Source organism: Limnobacter sp. UBA7229 (genome assembly GCF_002473065.1).
In the GTDB taxonomy this organism is placed as follows: domain Bacteria; phylum Pseudomonadota; class Gammaproteobacteria; order Burkholderiales; family Burkholderiaceae_B; genus Limnobacter; species Limnobacter profundi.
This window is the reverse complement of sequence record NZ_DKTN01000022.1, coordinates 283872-307139: the sequence shown is the minus strand read 5'-3', so window position 1 is coordinate 307139 and position 23268 is coordinate 283872. Positions and strand designations below refer to the sequence as shown.

The following is a 23268-nucleotide window of genomic DNA, read 5'->3' as shown; positions in this document are numbered from 1 at the left end:
ATGGCTACTGATCACGCCAATCCAGCCATGGCGCCTTCGCCATGGGTTCGTCAGTGTGTTGAAAGCCTGCAAGGTTCGCTTGCGGTCAAGCCGGGTTTAAGGGCGCTTGACCTTGCTTGCGGTGGCGGGCGACATGCACTTTATTTGGCCAGTCTTGGTTATGTTGTACATGCAGTAGACAAAAATACACCTGACACGGTCTGGCCGGCGAATGTGCAGTTTCAGGCCATGGACCTGGAACAGGCTGACTGGCCATTGGCGGGGCAGCAATACGACTTGATCGTGGTGACCAACTATTTGCATCGCCCCCATTTCGAGAACCTTTTGGGCAACCTGAAGTCTCAGAATGCAGTGCTGGTTTACGAAACCTTTATGGATGGCAATGCGCAGTTTGGTTCGCCACGGAGCCCGGATTTTCTGCTTCAACCCAACGAACTGCTGTCCCGTATGTCTTTATTGAACATACTGCGTTTTGAACAGGGGCTTCGAAGCATGCCAAGCCCTGCAATGATTCAACGGGCCATGGGCATTACAGGCACTTGGTCTGAGATACAATCTGGAACAATAACACTCACTCAAAGGGACTAAATGATCACTGGCAGCATTGTCGCGATTGTTTCGCCGATGTTTGAAGACGGGTCGCTGGACTATGACAGCTACCGTCAGCTCATTGATTGGCATATTGAACAAGGTACCGACTCGATTGTAGCGGTAGGAACCACTGGGGAATCACCCACAGTGGACGTGGAAGAGCACGGCGAACTGATTCGTGTGGCGGTTGAGCAGGCGGGGGGCCGCATACCCATTATTGCAGGCACTGGTGGCAATTCAACCACCGAGGCCATTGAACTGACCGAGTTTGCGCGCAAGGTGGGTGCTGCCGCTAGTCTGCAAGTGGTGCCGTACTACAATAAACCAACTCAGGAAGGCATTTACCTGCACATGCGCAAGGTTGCCGAGGCTGTTGATTTGCCGGTGATTTTATACAACGTACCTGGCCGCACGGTGGCTGATATGGCACATTCCACAGTGGTACGCTTGAGTCAGGTAGATGGCATTGTGGGTATCAAGGAAGCCACAGGCAACCTTGAGCGCGGGGCTTGGTTGATTCGGGACACATCAGCTGATTTCGCTGTGTACAGTGGTGATGACCCCACCGCAGTGAACTTGATGTTGATGGGCGGAAAAGGCAATATTTCCGTGACCGCCAACGTGGCCCCAAAGTTGATGCACGAACTTTGTGCTGCGGCCATCGCGGGCGATGCGAAAACCGCGCATGCCCTGAATTTGAGCTTGCTGGATTTGCACCAGGCCATGTTTGTACAGGCCAATCCAATTCCCGTGAAGTACGCATTGAGCAAAATGGGCAAAATGGCACCCGGTGTGCGCTTGCCTTTGACCCGACTGGAATCCAATTTTCACCAAACCGTGGACGCCGCCTTGCGTGCGCACCGGTTGATCGACTAAAGACGACTTAAGGCTGTGAAACACATGGAATTGAACAAGATGACCCCTTTCAAGCTGTTGCTGATCGCAGCGGCCGTATCCACTGCCGCAGGCTGCGCCTCTTACAAAGAGGCTGTGGAAGGACAGAAAACGGCTTACCGCACTGCCGAAAAGCGCGAGCAGGGCCTTGAGGTGCCACCAGATCTGACTGCGCAGTCTGCCGATGAGCAATTCCTGATTCCCGGCGAGTCCGGTTCCGGTTCAGTGTCTGCTTCGTCGTTTTACAGTGGTGGTGGTACTCGCCCAGCGGGTGCTCGCCCACAAGCGCAGGCTGAGCCGGTTTTGGTTTCGTCCGATGATGTAAAAATCAAACGCGTGGGCAACTTGCGCTCTCTGGAAGTGAAAATGCCACCCGAGCAACTGTGGCCAAAATTGCGCGAATTCTGGAAAGACACCGGGTTTGAACTGGCCGTAGATGATCCAAAAATTGGCTTGATGGAAACCAATTGGGCTGAAAACCGCGCCAATATTCCTTTGGATGGCATTCGCAAAGTGATTGGCACGGTGTTTGATGGTCTTTACTCCAGCAACACCCGCGACCGTTACCGTACCCGTGTGGAGCCGATTCAAGGTGGTGTTGAAATTTTCGTGACTCACCGTGGCATGGAAGAAAACTACACTGATCAGGCCCAGTCCAACTTGGTGTGGATGAATCGCCCTTCTGATCCCGAACTTGAAGCTGAAATGCTGAACCGCTTGATGGCGAAGCTGACTGGTGATGAGAAGGCTGCTGCCGCAGCGGGGCGCCCAGTGGGGCAAGAGCTCATTTCGGTTCAGAAAAAGCCCGAGGGTACAGCCATTGTTTTGGCTGAAGACTTTCCCTTGGCCTGGCGCCGTGTGGGCTTCGGGCTGGACCGCGCTGGTTTTATTGTCGAAGACCGTGACCGTTCCAACGGTGTGTATTACGTGAAGTACATTCCCGATTCCGCTTCTGCAGAAGGCGAAAAGAAGGGTTTCTTCGGGAAAATCTTTGGCGGTGCTTCGAATGACAAATCCTTGAAAGCGGATCAACGCTTCCAGGTTGTTGTTGCGCCTGAGGGAGACAAGTCCACGTCGGTCAAGTTTACTTCCGAGCGCGGTGCAGCTGTGGACGCCGCAATTTCCGAAGAAGCGGCAACCAAGCTGGCCGGAAAACTCCGGTAATTGGTGTGCGTTTTGCGAGTTTGGGCAGTGGCAGTGAAGGCAACAGTTGGCTGTTTGAATGCAGGCTAACTGACACACCGACGCGCTTGATGGTGGATTGCGGTTTTGCTGTGAAGGAAACCGTTGGCCGCCTGGAGCGAGTTGGGCTCACTCCGCAAGATGTCGATGCAATTGTGGTTACTCATGAGCATGGGGATCACATAGGCGGTGTATTCAAATTCAGCCGAAAGTTTGGTACACCCGTGTACTTGACGCATGGTACCTGGCGCGCTGCCTTGCGGTCCAAACTAAGCGATGAAGACTACCTGCAGTCAGGCAAGGTGGTGTTAATCGAGAGCCATGCAGCATTTAACGTCAAGAACCTGACGTTGCATCCCTTTCCCGTGCCCCATGACGCTGCTGAACCCATTCAAATGTTGATTGAGTCAAGGTCGGGCTTCGTCACTGGCATTCTGACCGATTGTGGCAGTGCTACGCCGCATTTGATCAGCATGTTGAACAAGGCTCATGCCTTGATTCTCGAATCCAACCACTGCCCCGAGATGCTGTCCAATTCGCCTTATCCACCCAGCCTGAAAAAAAGGGTAGGAGGCGATTATGGTCACCTCAGCAATCAGGTGGCTTGCGATATTCTTCGGAAACTCGATTCTGGAAATTTGCAGTTTGTGGTGGCAGCGCATTTAAGCCAAACCACGAATTGTCCCAAGGTGGTTCAACAAATGTGGGCGGAGGTATTGACCCCGCGCGGAATCGCGTTTGACATCGCCTGCCAAACCGAGGGTTTTGCCTGGATCAGCCTTGATTCGCAGCAAGTGGCCGCTTGATTTTTAGGTGATCCAATAAAAAAGCCCCAGATTTTCATCTGGGGCTTTTTAGCTTCAATCGCTTTTACAAGCGAATTGAATTTACTTCTTTTCTTCTTCAGCTGGAGCTGCTGCTGGCTCAGTAGCGGCTGGCTCAGTAGCTGCTGGCTCAGTGGCTGCTGGTTCTGCGGCCATTGGCTCAGCGGCAGGAGCTTGTTCAGTTACAGCAGGAGCTGCTGGTTCAACTGGAGCTGCTTCTTCTTTCTTGCCACAAGCGGCCAATGCTACTGCAAACAAAGATGCGATCAAAATTGAGTTTTTCATGTTTATTCCTTTTGGGGTCACGAACTAGACGCCGATTCAAGCGTCTTTTTTAGAGCAAATAGGCTCACAAGAGAACCCAGAATCACCCATTTTCCTGCTGGGTGTTCAAGCACTCAAGCGGAAAACTCTGCAAATTCTATCGAATAGCCTGTCAAATTCAAGTCATTGTTTCGACCTTATTTTCGAAGCAAAATTCTATTGACTTTGCCGAGTCGTTTCAAATTCTAAATGAAATTAATCACATTAGGGTTTCTACCCAACCGGCTTTTGCAAAACCAATTAAAAAATACTGAAATTCAGGATTTTTTAAAGCTTCTGCAGCGTCGATTGGCTCCATTTCACGCTGGTTTGCGAGCATTTGCAGCTGTTTAACGGTAAGGGCACTGGTCGGGTTGACAGCATCGCCATTGATGTAAAAATCGGTGTCTTTGAACAACATTTTAGTTTTCATGCTTAATGCAATGCCGCGTTCTCCAAGAACACTAATTATTTCGTGTATTTCCTGATCTTCGGTGTTGTTTACAAAATACACATGTGGCTTGGGTTCTGTGAGCAAAATCCCCATGCTGCGCTGGATTTGAGGCGATTTCGCTGAAAATTGCCGAATCAAATTAAATCCAAAATTCAGCAAATCGTCAGGAATTTCTGCAGGGTTTTTCTGTAACCCTCGGGCGGGGTCAGAAAACAGTGTTTGAGTTATGCCTGGATCTTGATCAATTTGATCGGCCATGTCGCGCAATATGCCACTGAGAACCTCGGCCTGCGTGGGCGCCCTGAAGCCAATGCTCAGGGTTGAGCAGGTTCCCTCTGCGATGCCGTCGTGCCCATAGTTCGGGGGCAGGTAAAGCATGTCACCAGGCTCGAGAACAAACTCCTCGGTGGGCTCAAAGTTTTTGAGAATTTTCAGGGGCATGCCTTCTTCAAGTTCTTTGTTCGGCAAGGGGCCAATTTTCCAGCGCCGTTTGCCGTGCATTTGAAGCAGAAAGACATCGTAGGAGTCGTAGTGTGGACCCACGCCCCCGCCATCGCTGGCCAGGCTTAGCATCACGTCGTCAAGGCGTGCATCGGGAATAAAGCGGAACAACTGCAGCAGGTCATAAGCTTCGGGCAAGTGGTGGTCAATGCCCTGGATCAGCACGGTCCATGCTTTTTTCTTCATCGAGGGCAGCGCATCAAACGGGCCGTGTTCAAGTGTCCAGCCTGCTTTGCTGTGTTGTATCAATCGGCTTTCGATGTCTTCATCGGATGCCATCTCGGCGATGGTGTCGAAATCGCACAGTGGTTCGAAATTCGGAAATACCTGACGAAACAAAAATGGCTTGATGTGCCAATGCTCGGTCATGAATTGTTCCACGGGGAGGTTTGCGATGTGGGTGAGGGGTTTGATCATCTGAAGGGGGCTTTATTTGGGTGATTTATCGATTACGGGTATCATAGGCCACCTTAAAAGACTGCCCACTGTTCGGGCGCTGATTTCTGGAGTTATGTACGATGATTGTTGAGCACGGCACGGTGGTTACCCTTGATTTTGAGCTGCGTGATGCGCAGGGTGAACTGATTCAGGAACACGGTGGCGAGCCGATCATTTACCTGCATGGCAGTGAGAATGAGGTGTTTCCGAAGCTGCAAGAGGCAGTTGAAGGCAAGGCCATTGGCGATGAGGTGTTCGTTCAACTCGAGCCTGAGGATGCCTTCGGAGATTTTGACCCCGAATTGATGCGGGTAGAAGATGCGGACAGTTTTGCTGAAGACCTTGAAATCGGTATGCAACTGGAGGAGGTTCCTGTTGAAGATGAAAACGAGCCTGACCTGCAAGCTGACGAGGAAAACACTGGTTTTGGTCGGGTTTGGACTGTGACTGACATTGCCGAAGGCAAAGTGGTGCTGGATGGCAACCATCCGTTCGCGGGCATGGCCTTGCGCTATCACCTGAAGGTGCTGGATATTCGTGCTGCCAATGAGGAAGAAAAGGCGCAGGGTGCTGCGGCGCAATCGCTGTTCAGCATTGCCCCCAACCCGGATGCACGCAAACTGAATTAACCGTTTGGCCTTGGTTGGGCTTTATTTCAGGTTTAATTGTCAGCAGTGGGGCTTGGCAGCGAAACGCTGCTGGCCTCAAATGGCGTTGCATTGCCTTGTTTCACCTTCACCTGCACCCAGGCATTCATGAAGGGGTGCCCCCAGCCCTCGACCCGGTAAAACAGTGCATCTGAGCTGGGTGTGCCACCGAATTGTTTAAGGCCGGGTTTGTCCCATTTAAACCGGTGTGTGTCGCCATGCGCCAGCAGCACTGGTCGCTGGGTGGTGTCGATGTATTTCACCAGCCTTGTCATGAAAACAGTGTAGCCATTCCGGGATGGGTTGGTGCTGGTACCACCTGAACCATCAATTGGATTGCCCTGAATGGCGATTACGGTCTCCGTAGGGCGTGTGCTGTCATGTTCAAACAATGCTTCAGCTTCGCTTAGCCATGCGTCGATCGCTTGATCTCGGGCTTTCAACAATTGCTTTGCTTTTTTTGTACTGGTTTTTCTGGATTTCGGGTTGAGCAGATCGTTGTTACTGCCCGGAATATTCAAACTCACAAAGAGGGTACTGCCTTGTGTCCACATCAGGTGTTCAGGGTAGGGTGGACTGGTTTGTTGCCTAACGGAAAAGTTTTTTTTGCCCAGTGAGCGGGGCTGTGAAAATGCCTGCTGGCGCAAGAAATTCAGGCGTTCCTGGCTGTCGAAATTACCGTTGGATGGCCTGTGGCAATCGGTCCATTCGTTGTCGCCGGGCACATATACCAGGGGCTTCCCGCTTCGCTGCAGTTGCGCAAGGCGACGGTTGATTAATTCATTGGCACAAGGCTCATTGCCACCTTTGATGTCGCCAATATGCAAAATCCAGTGAATATCAGGTTCATTCCCAATGTGTTGAATCAGGTTGTCGGTGGCGGGCTCGAAGAAATTGTTGTAAGGCTGATCGCCGATCAGTGCAAAGCTGAAGGTGCTGTGCTTTGGGCTGGCTTGGGCAGCCGCAACGAAAGTCACCAAGGCGGCCGCACAGGCTTTGGTGGCTGCGCGGCGCAAATTCATGTTTGCAGGCCTTTTAGCTGAAAGATTAACTGCAATGCTTCGCGCGGGCTGAGTTCGTCGGGATCAATCTCGTTGAGTTTTTCGAGAATCAGGTTCACGTGCTGCGCGCTGGCTGGCTGTTCAACCGCATCCTGACTTGGCAGGTCGAACAGATCCACCTGGGCGTTCATGGCGCGTTTTTCAGCCTCAAGTTGATCGAGTCGTTTTTGTGCATTTTTCACCACCAAAGCGGGCAAGCCCGCAAGCTTGGCCACTTGCAGGCCATAACTTTGGCTGGCAGGGCCAGCTTCTATGCGATGCAAAAACACCAGTTTGCCCTGGTGTTCGGTGGCAGACAAATGCACATTGAACACACTGTCCAATTCATGGCCCAGTGCTGTAATTTCAAAATAGTGTGTGGCAAACAGTGTTAAACATTTGTTGGTGTTGGCCAAGCGTTTTGCGATTTCCCAGGCGAGGGACAAGCCATCGAAAGTTGAGGTTCCCCGTCCAATTTCATCCATGATGACCAGGCTGTGGGGTGTCGCCTGGCGAACGATTGTGGCGGCTTCTGTCATTTCCACCATGAAGGTGGAACGGCCACCGGCCAGGTCATCGGATGCACCAATGCGCGTAAAAATTCGATCGAGTACGCCAATTTGTGCACTGGCTGCCGGCACGAAACTACCCATGTGCGCCAGCAATGCGATGAGCGCGGTTTGTCGCATGTAGGTGCTTTTGCCACCCATGTTGGGGCCGGTAATCAGTGCCATGTGTTTGCCGGGGTGCAAGGTGCAATCATTCGGGGTGAATTGCTCCACTTGTACTTCCAGCACTGGGTGGCGCCCTTGCTGAATGTTCAGCAGGGCATGCGGCACCATTTGCGGGCGCACCCAATTTGCCTCGAAAGCCACAATGGCCAATGCCGCCAAGGCATCAAGTTCAGACAATTCACGCGCGCAGCGCTGCAAAAATGGGGTGAACTGACCCAGCCACACCATCAGGTTTTCATAAATGACCTTTTCAAGGTTTAGGGCCTTGTCTTTCGCGGAGAGCGCTTTTTCCTCGAAGGCTTTCAGTTCTTCAGTGATATAGCGTTCGGCATTCTTCATGGTTTGCCGGCGAATATAGTGTGCGGGCACTTTGTCGGCCTGCGCACTGCTGACCTCGATGTAAAAACCATGCACCCGGTTGAATTCGACTTTCAGATTGGCGATGCCGGTGGCCTCACGTTCCTGTTTTTCCAGTTCAATTAAAAACTGCCCGCTGCCGGTTTGAATGTTTCGCAATTCGTCCAGTTCAGTGTGGTAACCATCGGCAATCACGCCGCCGTCACGTATCAGTACTGGTGGGTTTTCGGCCAAGGCTTGCATCAATTCAGCCAGCAGTTCGGGTGGTGCCTGAAAGGCCTGCTGTGCTGTTTCAAATGCGCTGTCGCCAAAGTGGGCAATGAGTTGTTCCACTTGGGGCAGCGCTTGAAGGCTTTCCCGCAGGGCTAGCAAATCCCGAGGCTTTGCCGTTTGCATGGCCACGCGACTGCTGATGCGCTCAATATCGGCCATTGCACGCAATGTTTTAACCAGATTAAAGCAGACAGGTTCTGGCGCCTGGCCCAAGGTGGCAAGCAGGTGCTGTATTTTGTTTTGTCGTGCTTCAATGGTGGCCAGGTTGCGCAAAGGTTCCAATAGCCATTGGCGCAAGCGCCTGGCACCCATGCCGCTACCGGTGCGGTTAATGCGCGAGAACAGGGTGGGTGCGGGCTCGCCGCGCAATGTTTCTGTCAATTCCAGGTTGCGGCGTGCGGCTTCATCCAGCACCAGAAAGTCTTGCTCGTGTTCAACTTGAATATCGGACACGTGCTTGAAGTTTTCAATGCTAAGGTGCGTTTCCTTGGCATATTGCAACGCGGCGCCCATGGCGGGCACGGCCAGTTTGGCGTTGTGCAATTCGAGGCTTGCCAGGTTGGCGGCTTGCAGCACGGATTGCAAATGCGTTTGGGCGAAGCCTGCATCGAAGTGCCAAGCGGGGCGCTCGATGCAGCCGGTTATTTGGCTGTGTTGTGCCCATGTGCGGTTGTTTACAAGCACTTCGGCTGCGTTGAACCGGCTTAGGTGTGCTGCCAGTGCGCCTGAATCGCATTCCAGCAAACGAATTGAACCCGCAGACAGTGCCAGACAAGCCACCCCCCAGTACTTGCCGTCCTCAGAGAACAGGCTGAGCAGAGTCTTGTTTTCTTGGTCAGGCAGCAAAGTGGATTCGGTCAGTGTGCCTGGTGTAACTACCCGCGCCACTTTGCGTTCCATGGGGCCCTTGGTCAGGCCAGGCGTTCCCACCTGCTCGCAAATGGCCACTGAATGGCCCAGCGCCACCAGTTTGGCCAGGTATTGATCTGCCGCATGAAAAGGCACCCCCGCCATCGGAATGGGTTGACCAGCTGATTGGCCTCGGTGGGTCAGGGTAATTCTGAGAAGCTGTGCGGCCAGTTGGGCATCGTCGAAAAACAGCTCGTAAAAATCGCCCATGCGATAAAAGAGCAGCTTGTCGGGGTACTCGGATTTCAGCGTAAGGTACTGCTGCATCATCGGCGTGTGGCTTTCAAACGCCTGTGATGCAGCCTGGTTATTTGTACTCGCTTGTTTGCTCAACTGGGTCCCTGTTGTTTTATTTGAAGCTAAGCAGGTATTGAAGGGCTTTTGGGTTGCCGGCAACCGCGTCACCTGTGCTCATGAAGGTGTCATTGCCTTGGGGGTCCGTGATCAAGCCGCCTGCCTCGGAAACAAGCAAAACGCCTGTTGCCAAATCCCAGGGCTTCAAGCCAAAACACATGTAACCATCCAGGCGACCACAGGCCACATAAGCCAAATCGAGAACGGCTGAACCGGATTTTCGAATGCCTGCCGTGCTTTCAGTCAGTGCCAGCATTTTGCGTTTTACGCCCAGCGAGCCCTCATTCTGACCGCTTGGGAATGCAAAACCAACCAGAAATTCATTGGGTTTGCTGCGTTTTGAAACCCGGATTCGACGGTTGTTTAAAAACGCACCTTCGCCTTTGGACGCGGTGAACAGGTCGTTGGTGGCCGGGTTGTACACAACTGCCTGTTGAACATGGCCATTGACACGCAGCGCGATTGAAATGGCGTAGTGTGGGTAGCCGTGAATGAAGTTGGCAGTGCCATCGATCGGGTCGATGACCCACTCGTAGTCGGATTTGCCAGAGGCGCCGCTTTCCTCGGCTAGAATGGCGTGATCGGGAAAGGCTTGCTTGAGCACGTCAATAATGGCGCTTTCAGCAGCTTGATCGGTTTCAGTGACGAAATCGTTGGGCCCTTTGACACCGATTTTTACCTGATCGAGGTCAAGCTCCGCTCGGTTGATGATTTTTCCAGCAGCGCGAGCGGCTTTCACCGCCACGTTCAACATCGGATGCATGGCCTTTCCTTTCAATTTGAATACGTTTAACCCGACATTATAAATGACCGCAGCCAATTCCCTCGAATCCATTTCAATAGTTCTCGTAAAAACAAGCCATCCGGGCAATGTTGGTTCGGTGGCCCGTGCCATGAAAACCATGGGTTTAAGTGATTTGCGCCTGGTTGAGCCGAAAACCAAAGAAATTTGCAGTGCCGAAGAGGCGATTTCACTGGCCAGCGGTGCGATCGATGTGCTTGAACAGGCCCGTGTTTACGACTCCTTGCCCGATGCCTTGGCTGATCGAAGCGTGGCATTTGCTTTGTCTGCACGTCTGCGCGATTTGGGTCCAAGTTTGCAAAGCCCGCAGGACGCAGCAAAAGAGGCTTTGTGTTTGACGGGAAGCGGCATCGGTGCAGCTTTTGTGTTTGGTGCTGAGCGCACGGGTTTAAGCAACGATGAACTGCTGGTGTGCAATCGGCAGGTGACGATTGCCGCCAACCCGGTTTACAGCTCGCTGAACTTGTCACAAGCCGTGCAAATTGTGGCCTATGCCTTGCGCACGGAATGGGCGACTGGTGAATTGGCCGTGGCTGCCGAAGGCTCCCTTGCTGACAGTGTGAGGCAGGGTGGCAAGCTGGCCACTGTGAAGGCGGTGGCGGATTTACAGGCCCATTGGCTGCAAGCCATGGAGGCGGTTGATTTTATCAATCCCGACAAGCCGAAAAAGGTGGTGCAGCGTTTGGCCAGAATGTTGGCCAAAACGCCTTTGGAGCAAGAAGAAGTGGACATGCTTCGAGGCTTTTTTTCTGATGTGATACGGGTGGTGGACAATCGCCTTTATCCGCATGAATTTGAGCGCAAGAAGCCTTGATACAGCCGTGATACACTGCGGCGACCAGCGTTTGACGCATCAATAACAATTGATTCAGGGTTTTCCGCGCATGTGGATTCGACTACAAGAAGACATTGACACGATTTTGAGAAAAGACCCGGCAGCCCGAGGGCGTCTGGAGGTTTTTCTGTGCTATCCCGGTTTGCATGCGTTGATTTGGCATCGCCTGGCTCACAGGGCATGGGCAGCGGGTTTAATCACGCCGGCGCGTTTTTTGTCGCATTTGGGGCGTTTTTTCACAGGCATTGAAATTCATCCAGGTGCAATCATTGGCAGGCGTGTCTTCATTGACCATGGTATGGGCGTGGTGATCGGCGAAACGGCCGAGATTCATGACGATGTGACCATTTACCAAGGCGTTACCTTGGGTGGTACTTCATTGGCCAAGGGCAAGCGACACCCCACGCTTGAAAAGGGCGTGGTAGTTGGGGCTGGTGCACAGGTTTTGGGGCCATTCACAGTGGGTGAGGGTGCCAAGATAGGATCAAATGCTGTGGTAACCAAGCCAGTGCCCGCGGGTGCCACGGCGGTAGGCAACCCTGCACGCATGATTTTGAAAGCTGAAGAACGCGCACCGGGTGAGGAATTGACAGGCGCGGCAAAAACCAAAGAAGAGTTTTTGGCCTATGGTGTGTCCAAGAATGGCGATGATCCGCTGATTAAGGCCATGCATGGTTTGATTGATCAGGCCATTGCCCAGCAGCAACGCATTGAACAGCTTGAAAAACAGCTGAGCAAGGGGAAAGCGCAGCCCGATTGCGGAGACTCTGTGGACTGTGAAGAATTGAAAGCCCTGAACAAACTGGTGGACAACTAGCCACCTAGTTGAACAGGGTCAGACTGAATTCCCCGCTGCTTTGTAGCTTCAAGAAACCGCCCTTTGGGCGGTTTTTTTCTGGTTCATCAAAATCCCAGTCCGGCAACACAATGCGCTGGCCTTTTTGCAGCTGCCCTTGGGTTGATTCGGGGGTGGTGGGGGCTGGGCTGTTCAAAGTGTGGTGTATGGCACAGCGGTGTGTGTGCCCATGAAAAATCACATCGCTTTTGCCGATGTAATAGCCATCGGGCCATTTGCCTTTGAATGATTCAGCCACAGCTTGCAGGTTGGCGTCCATGATGCTCATGGCGCTGTTGGCTTTGTGTATTTTGCTTTCGCTGCGAATGGCTTTGGCCATTTCAATGCGTTGCTGCAGGGGCAGTGCCAGAAAGTTTTTTTGCCATTTCTCATCCCGGCTTTGAAGCCTGAATTTTTGGTAGGCCTTGTCGTCAGTGCAAAGTTGATCGCCGTGCGTAATCAGCACCACCTCGTGGTTGACCAGCAAAAATTCTGGATCTGGCAGAATTTCAAACCCAGCAGCTTCGGCAAATTGGTCACCGAGCAGGAAGTCGCGGTTGCCATGCATGAAATACAGCGTGGCGCCGACAGATTTTGCACTTTGAACCGCTTGGGCAACTCGCTTGCTGGTGCTGTCGCTGTGGTCGTCTCCGTACCAGACTTCGAACAGGTCACCGAGCAGAAAGATGAGGGTATTGTCCTGGGCTACACTGGCCAACCAGTTTTCGAAGGCTTCCAGTGTTTTGGGCGTGTCTTCAGAAAGATGCAGGTCGGAGGCAAAGAATGCAGCACCTTGTTGCGGAATTTCAATCAACTTGTTACCTGATTAAAAGTCATCAAAAAAGCCCTTGAGAGAAGGGCTTTTTTGACTGGGGCCGACTTAGAGTATTTCAACACCCTGAATCACCACGTCTTCCAGTGGCACGTCTTGGTGAAAGCCTTTCGAGCCGGTTTTTACGCCTACAATTTTGTCTACAACTTCTTTGCCTTCAGTGACTTTGCCGAATACGCAGTAACCCCAGCCTTGTGGTGTTGGGCTTTTGAAGTTCAGGAATTCATTGTTTTCTACGTTGATGAAAAACTGGGCAGTGGCCGAATGTGGATCGTTGGTACGAGCCATGGCAAGGGTGTATTTCTCATTTTTCAAGCCGTTGTCAGCCTCGTTTTTTACGGGGTCTTTGGTGGGCTTTTGTTTCATGCCTGGCTCGAAACCACCGCCTTGAACCATGAAGCCGCTGATGACACGGTGAAAAATTGTGTTGGTGTAAAAGCCGCTTTTCGCGTATTCCAGAAAGTTCGCCACAGTGGCGGGTGCTTTTTCAGCGTCCAGGGCGATCGTAATGTCGCCAAAATTTGTTTTTAGTTTAACCATGGTTCGTTTTTTCGCTTTTGCAAACGCAGAGGAGATTGAAGAATTACCGATGCTAACAGCTATCGCCGAGAACATCGACCACTTGAGAAAAACACGTTTGCCTTGAGTCACAGACTTGTTCCTTACAGTTTGAAAGTGTCTTCTTGAACAATTTGCCAACGGGTACCCACTTTCATCCAGTATTGCTGTTTGCGGATTTCGCCCGACAATTTGTCCTCTTGCCTAAAGGACACCAGCATCATGTCTTTGTCGCTGGGGTATCGCATGACAGTGAGGTCATCGATGGAAATTTTCCCGAATGACTTGTTGCTGATTTGCTGGTTTTTTTGCCACTCGATGAGACCTTGCCCGTCAATTTTGACGTCGCTTGCGTAATGATAAATTCCTTTCGAGAAGCCTTTTTCAAGATCTTTCTTCCAGGTGTCCACCATTCGCAGGGCTGCTTTGCGGTGGCTCTGCCACACATCAATTGGCACGAAGTCTAGCCTTTCGCTGATTACGACCTGCGTGCTGCCGATGTCAACAAATTTTTTCAAGGCAAGCAAATCCTGGTTGGCCAGTACCACACAGCCATCGCTGGCCTTGGGGGGGCGGCTTACGTAATGCTTTGGCATGCCATGCAACCAAATGCCATAGCCTGTTTTTCCAAGGCGCTTGTCCCAAGCGTTCGGGTAGTCGATAGGCAGGGCGATGGGGCCGTAGAAGTCAGTCAGTTTTTCTTTGGGCAGCAGTTCAGTGATGGTGTACACGCCAATGGGTGTGCGCTTGTCACCCTCACGTACTTTCACTGCGCCCATTTTGCCTTGGGATACGTAAAAGTCAGTAACGAGGCGGGGTTGCGGAAATGCATTTTCATACAGGAACAGTCGTGAACGCGTGGTGTCTACCAAAATCACATAACGCTGATCGTCGTTCAATTCAACCAGCTCAGCAGGTAGCAGGTCCCGTTGCGGGCGGTCTTTCACCGCCTTGAAGCGCGCGATTGCTTCTTCGCGCAATTCTGTCAGTTCTTCCTGTTTGCCTTTGGGCACATCGGGCATGTCCCCAATTTTGGTCAGGGGGCGCCCCGCTTTCAGCGACAGAATATCGCCCTTGAGCATGTGACCCAGGTAAAAATTGGGGAATTCACTCAACAAGCGATCGGTCAATTCAAGCGCTTTGTTCAGTTCATGATTGCTCAGCGCCAGATAAATTTCTTCGACTGCTGTATCGATTACCGGTTGGTAGCTGGCTGACTCAAACAACTTGCTGGCCAGTGAACCCTTTTTGGGTTCCGGGCTGCTGTAGGCCGCAAGGTCGAATGATTCCTCGGAGCCAGATTTCACAAAAGTGGGGGCCGCCGTGAATGCCCAAAACACCAGGGGGGCGACCAAGCGCAACCCTTTGGACATTCCACGAAGCCTGCTTCTAGACCACATTTAGCCGCCCACCCTCTCGCTGGTGATTTTCCAGGTGCCGCCTTCCTGTTTCATAGTCAGTGTTTTGGTGGACACATTGTTCAGGCGGTTGGAAAAATAGCTTTGCTTGAATTTCACCACGGCTTCATTGCCAGTGATGGTGATCAACGGGTTTTCAACCACCACGCGAATGGTTTCTTTGCCAACAATGCGTTGTTCGCGCATTTTTTCCCAGTTGGTACGGTTCATTTTGCCTGGTGTTTCAAAGTCTTGGCTGTAGGCACCTAGGTAACCGGCCATGTCTTGATCAGTCCATGCTTTGGCCCAAGCTTCAACGGCCGCCAGTACCTGGCTGTCCATACCGATGGTATTGGGTTTTGGTTCAGCAGGTTTGCTGGCTGTAATGGCAGGCTCTGCCGGGGCTGGTTTGCTGGGTGCCACCTCAACTGCGGGAGGCGTAGCAGCAACCACCGGCGGGGTGGGCACTGCCGCGGGTGCGGTTTTGGCGGGTGCTGGCTTGCTAGCTGGTGCGGCTGCTGGTGCTGCCGCCACAGCCACCGTTTCGGGCTTGCCGGCAATCAGGTTGCGTACCAGCGACAATTTGGTTTGCGCGGTTGAATTGCGCCCGTCCAGTTGAAGTGCTTTGTCGTAGGACTGGCTGGCCAGCTTGGCGTACACATCGCCCAGGTTTTCATGGGCGGTGGCATAGCTGGGGTGAGTGCGAATGGCCATTTCAAGTGACTCGCGGGCTTTTTCATATTCTCCGCGCCCCGCGTACAACACAGCCAGGTTGTTGTAGGGTTCAGGCAGCTCGGGAAAATCCTCGGTCAGCTTGGTGAACACAGTAATGGCTTCTGCGGTTTTGTTGCGTTCAGTCAGAATCAGGCCCTTCAGGAAGCGCATTTGAGCGTCGTTCGGGCGGTTGGCCAGGTATGCGTCTGCACGTGCCTGTGCCTGTTCAAATTGACCGCTTTGAATAAGTTTTGAAACTTCATCTGATTCGTCGGCATGGCCGGGTGCTCCGGCAAACGCCAAGCCCATGAGGGCAATCAGCAAAGCATATTTGCTTTTCTTGTATTTGCCACTGATTGACGACGTGATTGTTTTTTTAGCCTGCATTCGGTTGCGCCTTTGCGGGGTTACCCGTTTCATCTGATTGGTAGGGAAAAACTCGATCATGCGTAATGATATACTCGACCGCTATTGTAGCAAGCCCCAGAGCGGGTTGGCTTCTGAGCTGGGTTTCCTGAGGGTTCCAGTGTCAGATTGTACCGTTTTGGCAAGCTGGGTCCGCTTTTTTTCTGAGTCCAATGAAATCGTCTCTTCAAATTTACAATTCAATTCTAAGGAAAAAGCAGGCTTTTTCACCGCTTGATCCACAGAACGTTCGAATGTACGTGTGTGGCATGACAGTCTATGACTTCTGCCACTTGGGCCATGCCCGTGTCATGGTGGTTTTCGATCTGTTGAAGCGCTGGCTGCGTGCCTCCGGCTACCCGGTCACCTATGTACGCAATATCACCGACATTGATGACAAAATTATTCGCCGCGCTGTTGAGAACGGTGAAAGCATTCGTTCGTTGACGGATCGCTTCATTGCGGCCATGCATGAGGACGCGGATGCCTTGGGTATTGAACGCCCCGACCACGAGCCCCGTGCCACGGAGTACGTTGCAGAAATGCAGGACATGATCCACACCCTGATGAATAAAAGACTCGCGTACCGGGATGATTCCGGTGATGTGAACTTTTCGGTGCGTGCTTTTCCTGAATACGGCCGGCTATCGGGTAAAAGTCTGGATGAATTGCGGGCTGGTGAACGTGTGGGGGTTTCAGGCAGCAAGAACGACCCGCTGGACTTTGTTCTGTGGAAAAGCGCAAAGGCCGATGAGCCCGCAGATGCCAAATGGGATTCTGATTTCGGTGTTGGTCGCCCGGGTTGGCACATTGAGTGCTCAGCCATGAGTTGCAAGTTGTTGGGTAATACCTTTGATGTTCATGGCGGCGGTGCTGACTTGCAGTTTCCGCATCATGAAAACGAAATTGCCCAAAGCGTGGGAGCCACTGGCGAGGGTTTTGCCCAGTATTGGATGCACAACGGTTTTGTGCGCGTTGAAACCAACGGCCAATCCGAGAAAATGTCGAAATCGCTGAACAATTTCTTCACGATTCGGGACATTTTGAAGGTATACGATGCTGAAGTAGTGCGCTTCTTTATTTTGCGCGCGCAGTATCGCAGTCAGTTAACCTATTCAGAAGGGCATGTGCAAGACGCGAAAGCTGCCCTGGGTCGCCTGTACACCGCACTAGGCGACGTTCAGGTAGCGGATTCGATTGATTGGACGCTGGAATTTGAAGCCCGTTTCGCTGAGGCGATGAATGATGACATGAACACACCGATTGCCGTGTCTGTGTTGTTTGAAATGGCCAATGAGGTGAACCGCACTGCCGACCTGGCTTTGGCTGCACGTCTGAAAGCTTTGGCACAGGTACTGGGTTTGTTGGGACGTACAGCCGAGGCTTTCCAGAAAGCCGAGGTGGGCGACCAGGCGGGTGCCTTGGACGAGGCTGAAATACAAGCTTTGATTGATGCCCGAACCCAGGCCAAGGCCGACCGGGATTTCTCAAAAGCGGATGCCATACGCCAGCAGTTGCTCGACATGGGCGTGGTATTGGAAGACAAACGGGGCGGGGCAACCGAATGGCGGCGAGCCTGAGGTTGAATCTAGATCCCCACGCGCCTGATTATTGGCAGGCGGCGTGTGAGGCCTTGGCTTTGCAAAGCCCGGTGTGGGCTGAATTGGTGGCTCGACATTCGGACCGGGCCTTGCGTTCGCGTGGCGCGCCTTATGAAACCATGCTGCGCTCGCTGGTGGGCCAACAAATTTCGGTCAAAGCAGCAGATGCGGTGTGGGCTCGAGTGGTCGAGGCGCTGAATGGGCAAATCAATAGCAGCGTATTGCTCGCTCTAAGTGATGACACTTTGAAGGCCACAGGCCTTTCACGCCAGAAAATAGCCTACGCACGTGCCTTGAGCGAATTTGAGCAGCAGGGACGTCTTGAGCTGACACTGCTGGATGGCATGGACGATGAGGCCTGCACGCGCCACCTGTGTGAAATCAAGGGAGTAGGGCGCTGGACGGCCCAAATGTTTTTGATGTTTTGTTTGCGCAGGCCCGATGTTTGGCCTGTGGATGACATTGGTGTGCAGCGCGGTATCTCGCGCCAATTCTTCGAAGGTGAACCCATCGGACCGAAAGAAGCACTACAATTCGGGGAAAAATTAAAACCTTGGCGGACAGTGGCAGCGTGGTATTTGTGGCGCAGCCTCGATCCAGCCGTGGTGGACTATTAAGAGAACCTCATGAAGCAAACATTTCTGGATTTTGAAGCACCCATTGCCGAGTTAAAAGGCAAAATCGAGGAGCTGCGCCTGGTTCAAGACGGCTCAGCTGTTGATTTGTCAGAAGAAATTCGCCGCCTGGAAGGCAAAAGCGATGTGCTGACCAAAGAGTTGTACAGCAAGCTGACCCCCTGGCAGGTTTCGCAGGTGGCGCGTCACCCCCAGCGCCCCTACACCTTGGATTACATTGCCCACGCATTCACAGACTTTCACGAGTTGCATGGCGACAGGCATTTTGCAGACGACCCTTCGATTGTCGGTGGCTTGGCCCGCCTTGATGGTGAAAGCGTCATGGTGATTGGTCACCAAAAAGGCCGTGATGTGAAAGAGCGTACTTTGCGTAACTTCGGCATGCCGCGCCCGGAGGGCTATCGCAAAGCGCTTCGCTTGATGAAAACCGCTGAGAAATTCGGTATTCCCATCGTAACCCTGGTGGATACCCCGGGGGCATACCCTGGTATTGATGCCGAGGAGCGTGGGCAGTCTGAGGCCATTGGCCGCAATTTGATTGAAATGGCACAAATTCAGGTGCCCATTGTGAGTGCAATTATTGGTGAGGGCGGTTCAGGTGGCGCTTTGGCTTTGGCTGTGGCTGATCACGTCATCATGATGGAAAATGCCACTTACTCTGTAATTTCCCCTGAAGGATGCGCGTCCATTTTGTGGCGCAGCGCTGAAAGGGCATCGGATGCTGCCGAGGCCTTGGGTATTACCGCCAAACGCCTGCGCGATCTTGGGCTGATTCAGGAAATCGTGAAGGAAAGCTTTGGTGGAGCGCACCGCGACCATGCGCAAACGGCCAGCAACTTGAAAACCGCAATCAAGGCTGCTTTGAATATGCTGGTCACTTACAAGCCCAAAACCTTGTTGGATGCTCGCCATGATCGGCTGATGAGTTACGGCCACTTCAAGGTGAGCAAATAATTGAAACAGTCGCTTGAAGCCTTTCTAAGCGACTTCAAGCGCCAAGCCCCGCTGCCAGCCAGTTTTGTAGTGGCTTATTCAGGCGGGGTCGATTCTACCGTGTTGCTTCATGCATTGCATGCAATGGGTTTGCCACTGCACGCGGTTCACGTGAATCATCAAATCCAGCCACAGGCCAATGCCTGGGAAGAGCACTGCAAAAATCAGTGCGAACACTGGGGTGTGCCTTTTACTGCGTTGCGGGTTGATGTGGAACCCGGCGATTTGGGCCTTGAAGGCCAGGCCCGCGTGGTGCGATACCGTGCCATTTTTAGCTGGATGAAGGCCAATCAACACACTGTGTTGCTGTGCGCCCACCACCGGGACGATCAACTGGAAACTGTACTGCTGCAATTGCTGCGCGGTTCGGGCCTGAGAGGAGTGGGTGGGATGCGCGCTGTGGCCCCTGTGGGTGTGGATCGCCATCTGCATCCTGACTTGCTGTTGGGCCGTCCTTTGCTCGATTGCAGCAAAGCCAGCCTGCTGGAGTACGCACATGTAAATCGCCTGCCGCACATCGAAGACCCCAGCAACAATGACACTACACTGCGCCGCAACTGGGTACGCCACGAACTCTTGCCCAACCTGGAAGAACACTTTCCCCAAAGCCCGAAGGCTTTGTTGCAACTGGCTGAATTTTTTCGGGCACACTATTCGGAAGAAGATTCAAACACGCAAGCCAATGCGCCCCAGGTGGTTTGCGCAGCCGGCCGCTTGCAACTGATTCAGTGGCGAGCACTGGACGACACAGCCCAGCTCAATACACTTAGACACTGGTTGCTGGGCCATGGCGTGCGTTGTGGCAAACTGAAATTGATTGAGCTGGCTCGCCAATTGCGCGTTAATAAAGGTGGAATTCGCGAGGTAAAAAAAGGCTGGCAGGTGAAAGTAAGCCGACAACAGGCCCATTTGCTGCACACTGAACCAGAGGACAAAGCGATTGAACCACGATGAATTGAGCAACAATGAATTGAACAAAAGCATTGGCAACATTGACCCGGAGACGGTGGCCCGCTGGCTCGAAAGCAGCGGCAACTACAAGGTGCTGCGCCGCATTCAAATGCGTGACACTTTTGCTGGGCAAATCAACAGCCCAGTTAAGGTGCTGGTGGTCGACACTGAAACCACCGGTCTTGATTTTGCAACATGCGAAGTGATTGAAGTGGGTGCGGTGCTGATTGAGGTGGACCAGGACACCGGGGCAATAGGTGCGGTGTTGGGTACTTATGGTGGGCTTGAAGAACCCAAGGTGCCCATTACACCCGAGAATTCAGCCATTCACGGTATTACCAACGAGATGGTCAAAGGTCAGCGGTTCGATGAAGCTGCTTTGAAGACCCTGTGCGATGAGGCCGCTTTGTTCGTGGCGCACAACGCTGCCTTTGACAAGCCTTTTATGCTTCGCCGTTTTCCGTGGCTTGAAAAATCGATCTGGGCCTGCACGTTTCGGGAACTGCCATGGACCCAGGAAAATTATTCAGGACGCAAACTGGAATATTTGTTGTCGGATTGCGGTTACTTCCACGGCGCCCACCGTGCAGTGGAGGATTGTAATGCACTGGTGCATGTGTTGGCTCAACCCTTGAAAACATCCCAGCGCATGCCGTTTCAGGTGTTGTTTGACAGTGCCAATGAATCGATTTATCAAATTGCTGCGTTGAAAGCACCATTTGAGAAAAAAGATTTTTTAAAGTCCAAGGGTTTTCGCTGGAATGCGGATGACCGCGTTTGGGAATTCGAGGCAGTGGGTTTTTCAGAAGGCAAAGAAGTTATCGAATGGCTGCGGGAGCAGGTGTACTGCACCACCGGAAAAATCATGCTGGGCTTTCGCATTCAGGCTGGGGTTGATCGTTACTCCGGCACTGCGCTGAAGCAACAGTTCAAAGAGGTATAAGGCGTGCCCGCCAAGGTTTATCCTTCCGACACCAGTGAGCTTGCGCTAGATGGCGCACAAGCCCGTGAACGGGACGTGTTGTTGCAGTTGCAAGCGCAGTTGCCAGACAACTACACCATTTATCACGGTATTCACTGGTCAAGAATTGAGCATGGGCTGACCGTCACAGGGCGAATCCAATTTCTGGTGCTGGGCCCCAGTGGTATTGTTTATAGCATCTTGATGAAAACCGGTTTGATGAAAGTGGACCAAGGCCGGGTGGTGAAGCAATTGGGTGAACAGCGTCAGGATGTATTCAACGCACTGGCTGAACAAAGTGCTTTGCTGAACCAGAAGTTCAGGTTGCAACACCAAGGTAACCTGCGGGTAGAGCCCATTTTTTATTGCCCCGATTTCACCATACCCGACCCCGGTGGACTTACCGTGAATGCCGAGCGGGTGGTGGATGCCCGTCACAAAGATGAATTGGCTGCCCTGATTCAAACCATCGACATTACTGCTGACCTGTTCAGCAGCCACAGCAATCCCAAAGCCATTCACTCATTTTTGTGCAATGAACTTAACCTGGTTCCGGAGGTGGGGGCCTTGTCACAAGCCGCGGAAACTTTGGTAACGCGTCTGTCTCACGGCCTGGAGCAATGGGTTTCAAGGCTAAACTTCGAGCCTTTTCGCTTGCGTGTTACGGGTACTGCTGGCAGTGGAAAGTCGCAACTGGCTTTCAGCGAACTGCAGCGCAACCATGGTTTAAAAGCCCGAACCTTGTATGTGTGTTACAACCGGCCGCTTTCCTCACACATGGCGCAGCAGGTTCGTGAAGCAGGTTTGATGGGCGCGGTGGTTTTTAATTTTCATGCATTGTGCGACCGCATGCTCCGCGATGCAGGTCTTGACGTGGACTACGCTTCGCCCGGGGTTTTTGGTCGCCTGGCCGAGCAAGTTCTGGCCACACCTCTGGACAAACGGTGGGTGTTCGACTCAATTGTGGTGGATGAAGGCCAGGACTTTGATCAAAGTTGGCTGCCGGTGCTTCAGCGTTGCGCACATTCGGGCACCCGGTGGCTGTGGCTGGAAGATCCGATTCAAAACCTGTACGCCAAGCCAGCAGTCAGCCTGCCCGGTTGGGTCAGCTTGCACACGCCCATGAATTATCGAAATCCGAAACGCGTAGTGCAGGCATTGCAGTTGGTTCAACGTGAATTCAACTTTGAATCGCCTTTGCCGCTGGACATTGAAGCGGCTTGCCCCCTGGAAGGTTTGCCCTTGGAGTTTTTCGAGTATGACAATGAAGAGTCGTTGTTGAGTCAAACCGCCAAGGCAATTACTGCCTGTCTGCGGCACGGTTTCACGCGCGATAAAATTGCGGTGCTTAGCATGCGGGGGCACGAGAAATCAAAGATATTGGCGCAAGCCAGCCTTGGGCCGCACAGCCTGAGGCACTTTACTGGCCGATATGATGACAACGGCAGCCAGGTATTCACCGAGGGTAATGTGCATGCAGAGTCGGTTTATCGCTTTAAAGGGCAGGCAGCACAAGCTGTTGTGGTAACCGAGTTGGCTTTTTCGGAGTTCAACGAAGCTGATTTTCGAAAGCTGTTTGTGGCCATGACACGGGCCAAATTGCTGTTGGTGCTGGTGGGGCATTCGGATACCCTTCAGCGTTTGCGAAGGGCAGTATTTGCTTGAGATTACTGCTGAATTTGCCAGGCACCTTTGCTGGGCGAGCACACCTCACCCCGGAACTTTGTTTTTTCGCCGTTCACAATGGTGACGCCCAGGTAAGTGCGGCAAGTGTCCGATTTGGCCCCCGGCGACAAATACACACCGACGCCATTCACCGGGTTTAGCCAGCGCACGGCTTGCCCAGAGGGCACCAGCTCCATGGTGTGCCCGAAACAATGGGAATCCACTGCGAACGCATCAACCAGCTGGGTTTCCGTGAAAATTGTTTTGAACGCATCGGTGGATTCAACATAAGCCATTTGTTCGGTCAAGGTGCCTTTCAGTGCCTCGCTTTGAACCAGTTTGGCATCGCATTGCCCACGAAGCACACCGAAGTCGCTGTTCCAGCCTTTGCCCGTGTAGCCAATGAAATTTTTGGCATGGGCCACATGAAACGGAAGCGTTATCACAAGCGCAAGCAGGCAAAGAACAGTTTTAGAGCGTACTTTGGCTATGGGCATGGAAGAATACTTAACAGGGCAGCCTGATGACATTGATAAAAACGGTGTGTACGCGAATTTCGTTGACCCAAAGAGTGTATCTTTTT

At 52.6% G+C, this 23268-nt stretch carries 23 protein-coding genes; 13 read left to right on the top strand and 10 right to left on the bottom strand.

The window, feature by feature from the left end; genetic code table 11:
* From B4C79_RS13240 to B4C79_RS13225, 4 genes are read left to right on the top strand one after another with little or no spacing between them, the layout of a single operon-like run.
* Positions 1-588, top strand: coding sequence for a class I SAM-dependent methyltransferase (locus B4C79_RS13240; RefSeq protein WP_291739899.1), 588 nt, complete (start codon positions 1-3; stop codon positions 586-588).
* Positions 589-1467: a 4-hydroxy-tetrahydrodipicolinate synthase gene (gene dapA, locus B4C79_RS13235; RefSeq protein ID WP_291739901.1), complete on the top strand. Its 879-nt coding sequence runs from the start codon at positions 589-591 to the stop codon at positions 1465-1467.
* 24 nt (positions 1468-1491) lie between these two features.
* On the top strand, positions 1492-2649 hold the full coding sequence (gene bamC / locus B4C79_RS13230) for an outer membrane protein assembly factor BamC (RefSeq protein WP_171098596.1): 1158 nt from the start codon (positions 1492-1494) through the stop codon (positions 2647-2649).
* 5 nt (positions 2650-2654) lie between these two features.
* Positions 2655-3473 (top strand): MBL fold metallo-hydrolase, encoded by an 819-nt coding sequence (locus tag B4C79_RS13225; protein ID WP_168426945.1) that lies wholly within the window; start codon positions 2655-2657, stop codon positions 3471-3473.
* Between the two features lie 81 nt (positions 3474-3554).
* Here B4C79_RS13225 and B4C79_RS13220 read toward each other — a convergent pair whose 3' ends face one another.
* Both B4C79_RS13220 and B4C79_RS13215 read right to left on the bottom strand, forming a co-directional pair.
* The gene (locus B4C79_RS13220; RefSeq protein WP_105028803.1) at positions 3555-3776 is read right to left on the bottom strand and encodes a hypothetical protein; all 222 of its coding nucleotides are present in this window, start codon (positions 3774-3776) and stop codon (positions 3555-3557) included.
* Between the two features lie 238 nt (positions 3777-4014).
* A complete protein-coding gene (locus B4C79_RS13215) occupies positions 4015-5118 on the bottom strand; it encodes a cupin domain-containing protein (RefSeq protein ID WP_291739905.1) in 1104 nt (367 codons plus the stop codon).
* Positions 5119-5267: 149 nt separating this feature from the next.
* On the opposite strand from B4C79_RS13215, the gene B4C79_RS13210 reads away from it, so the two are divergent.
* On the top strand, positions 5268-5816 hold the full coding sequence (locus B4C79_RS13210; RefSeq protein ID WP_171098599.1) for an FKBP-type peptidyl-prolyl cis-trans isomerase: 549 nt from the start codon (positions 5268-5270) through the stop codon (positions 5814-5816).
* Positions 5817-5848: 32 nt separating this feature from the next.
* On the opposite strand, the gene B4C79_RS13205 is transcribed toward B4C79_RS13210, so the two are convergent.
* The 3 genes from B4C79_RS13205 to B4C79_RS13195 all read right to left on the bottom strand — a co-directional run bounded on the left by B4C79_RS13205 (position 5849) and on the right by B4C79_RS13195 (position 10264).
* Complete coding sequence (locus tag B4C79_RS13205) at positions 5849-6856, bottom strand: metallophosphoesterase (RefSeq protein WP_291739908.1); 1008 nt, start codon at positions 6854-6856, stop codon at positions 5849-5851.
* Complete coding sequence (mutS, locus tag B4C79_RS13200) at positions 6853-9417, bottom strand: DNA mismatch repair protein MutS (protein WP_240965953.1); 2565 nt, start codon at positions 9415-9417, stop codon at positions 6853-6855. The genes B4C79_RS13205 and mutS overlap by 4 nt, the downstream gene beginning before the upstream one ends.
* A 79-nt stretch (positions 9418-9496) precedes the next feature.
* Complete coding sequence (locus B4C79_RS13195; RefSeq protein WP_168426947.1) at positions 9497-10264, bottom strand: inositol monophosphatase family protein; 768 nt, start codon at positions 10262-10264, stop codon at positions 9497-9499.
* A 43-nt stretch (positions 10265-10307) separates the two neighbouring features.
* Between B4C79_RS13195 and B4C79_RS13190 the strand changes: the two genes are divergently transcribed.
* Together B4C79_RS13190 and cysE are read left to right on the top strand one after the other, a co-directional pair.
* A complete protein-coding gene (locus B4C79_RS13190) occupies positions 10308-11117 on the top strand; it encodes an RNA methyltransferase (RefSeq protein ID WP_291739912.1) in 810 nt (269 codons plus the stop codon).
* A 70-nt stretch (positions 11118-11187) separates the two neighbouring features.
* Positions 11188-11955 (top strand): serine O-acetyltransferase, encoded by a 768-nt coding sequence (gene cysE / locus B4C79_RS13185; RefSeq protein ID WP_240605695.1) that lies wholly within the window; start codon positions 11188-11190, stop codon positions 11953-11955.
* Positions 11956-11959: 4 nt separating this feature from the next.
* Here the strand turns inward: cysE and B4C79_RS13180 are convergent, their stop codons facing one another.
* The 4 genes from B4C79_RS13180 to B4C79_RS13165 form a co-directional block, all read right to left on the bottom strand.
* Positions 11960-12787 carry a UDP-2,3-diacylglucosamine diphosphatase gene (locus B4C79_RS13180; protein ID WP_291740586.1) on the bottom strand — a complete coding sequence of 276 codons (828 nt, stop codon included), beginning with the start codon at positions 12785-12787 and terminating at the stop codon, positions 11960-11962.
* 66 nt (positions 12788-12853) lie between these two features.
* Entirely contained in the window at positions 12854-13345 is a 492-nt protein-coding gene (locus B4C79_RS13175; protein WP_105028812.1) for a peptidylprolyl isomerase, read from the bottom strand.
* Positions 13346-13467: 122 nt separating this feature from the next.
* Positions 13468-14736: a L,D-transpeptidase family protein gene (locus B4C79_RS13170; protein ID WP_291740584.1), complete on the bottom strand. Its 1269-nt coding sequence runs from the start codon at positions 14734-14736 to the stop codon at positions 13468-13470.
* A 27-nt stretch (positions 14737-14763) separates the two neighbouring features.
* Positions 14764-15861 (bottom strand): L,D-transpeptidase Cds6 family protein, encoded by a 1098-nt coding sequence (locus B4C79_RS13165; protein ID WP_105029848.1) that lies wholly within the window; start codon positions 15859-15861, stop codon positions 14764-14766.
* 191 nt (positions 15862-16052) lie between these two features.
* Between B4C79_RS13165 and cysS the strand changes: the two genes are divergently transcribed.
* Genes cysS through B4C79_RS13135 form a run of 6 tightly spaced genes read left to right on the top strand, consistent with a single transcriptional unit; the run spans position 16053 to position 22685 of the window.
* Positions 16053-17459 carry a cysteine--tRNA ligase gene (gene cysS, locus B4C79_RS13160; RefSeq protein WP_291739983.1) on the top strand — a complete coding sequence of 469 codons (1407 nt, stop codon included), beginning with the start codon at positions 16053-16055 and terminating at the stop codon, positions 17457-17459.
* On the top strand, positions 17444-18097 hold the full coding sequence (locus B4C79_RS13155; protein WP_105028815.1) for a DNA-3-methyladenine glycosylase family protein: 654 nt from the start codon (positions 17444-17446) through the stop codon (positions 18095-18097). Before cysS ends, B4C79_RS13155 begins: the two co-directional genes overlap by 16 nt.
* Before the next feature lie 9 nt (positions 18098-18106).
* Positions 18107-19069 carry an acetyl-CoA carboxylase carboxyltransferase subunit alpha gene (locus B4C79_RS13150; protein ID WP_105028816.1) on the top strand — a complete coding sequence of 321 codons (963 nt, stop codon included), beginning with the start codon at positions 18107-18109 and terminating at the stop codon, positions 19067-19069.
* Positions 19070-20062 (top strand): tRNA lysidine(34) synthetase TilS, encoded by a 993-nt coding sequence (tilS, locus tag B4C79_RS13145; protein ID WP_291739987.1) that lies wholly within the window; start codon positions 19070-19072, stop codon positions 20060-20062.
* Positions 20049-21002 (top strand): 3'-5' exonuclease, encoded by a 954-nt coding sequence (locus B4C79_RS13140; protein WP_291739989.1) that lies wholly within the window; start codon positions 20049-20051, stop codon positions 21000-21002. Before tilS ends, B4C79_RS13140 begins: the two co-directional genes overlap by 14 nt.
* Positions 21003-21005: 3 nt before the next feature.
* Entirely contained in the window at positions 21006-22685 is a 1680-nt protein-coding gene (locus B4C79_RS13135; RefSeq protein ID WP_291739991.1) for an ATP-binding domain-containing protein, read from the top strand.
* A gap of 2 nt (positions 22686-22687) precedes the next feature.
* On the opposite strand, the gene B4C79_RS13130 is transcribed toward B4C79_RS13135, so the two are convergent.
* Positions 22688-23182, bottom strand: a complete 495-nt coding sequence (locus B4C79_RS13130) for a hypothetical protein (protein WP_105028820.1) — start codon at positions 23180-23182, stop codon at positions 22688-22690.
* Positions 23183-23268: the final 86 nt, after the last annotated feature.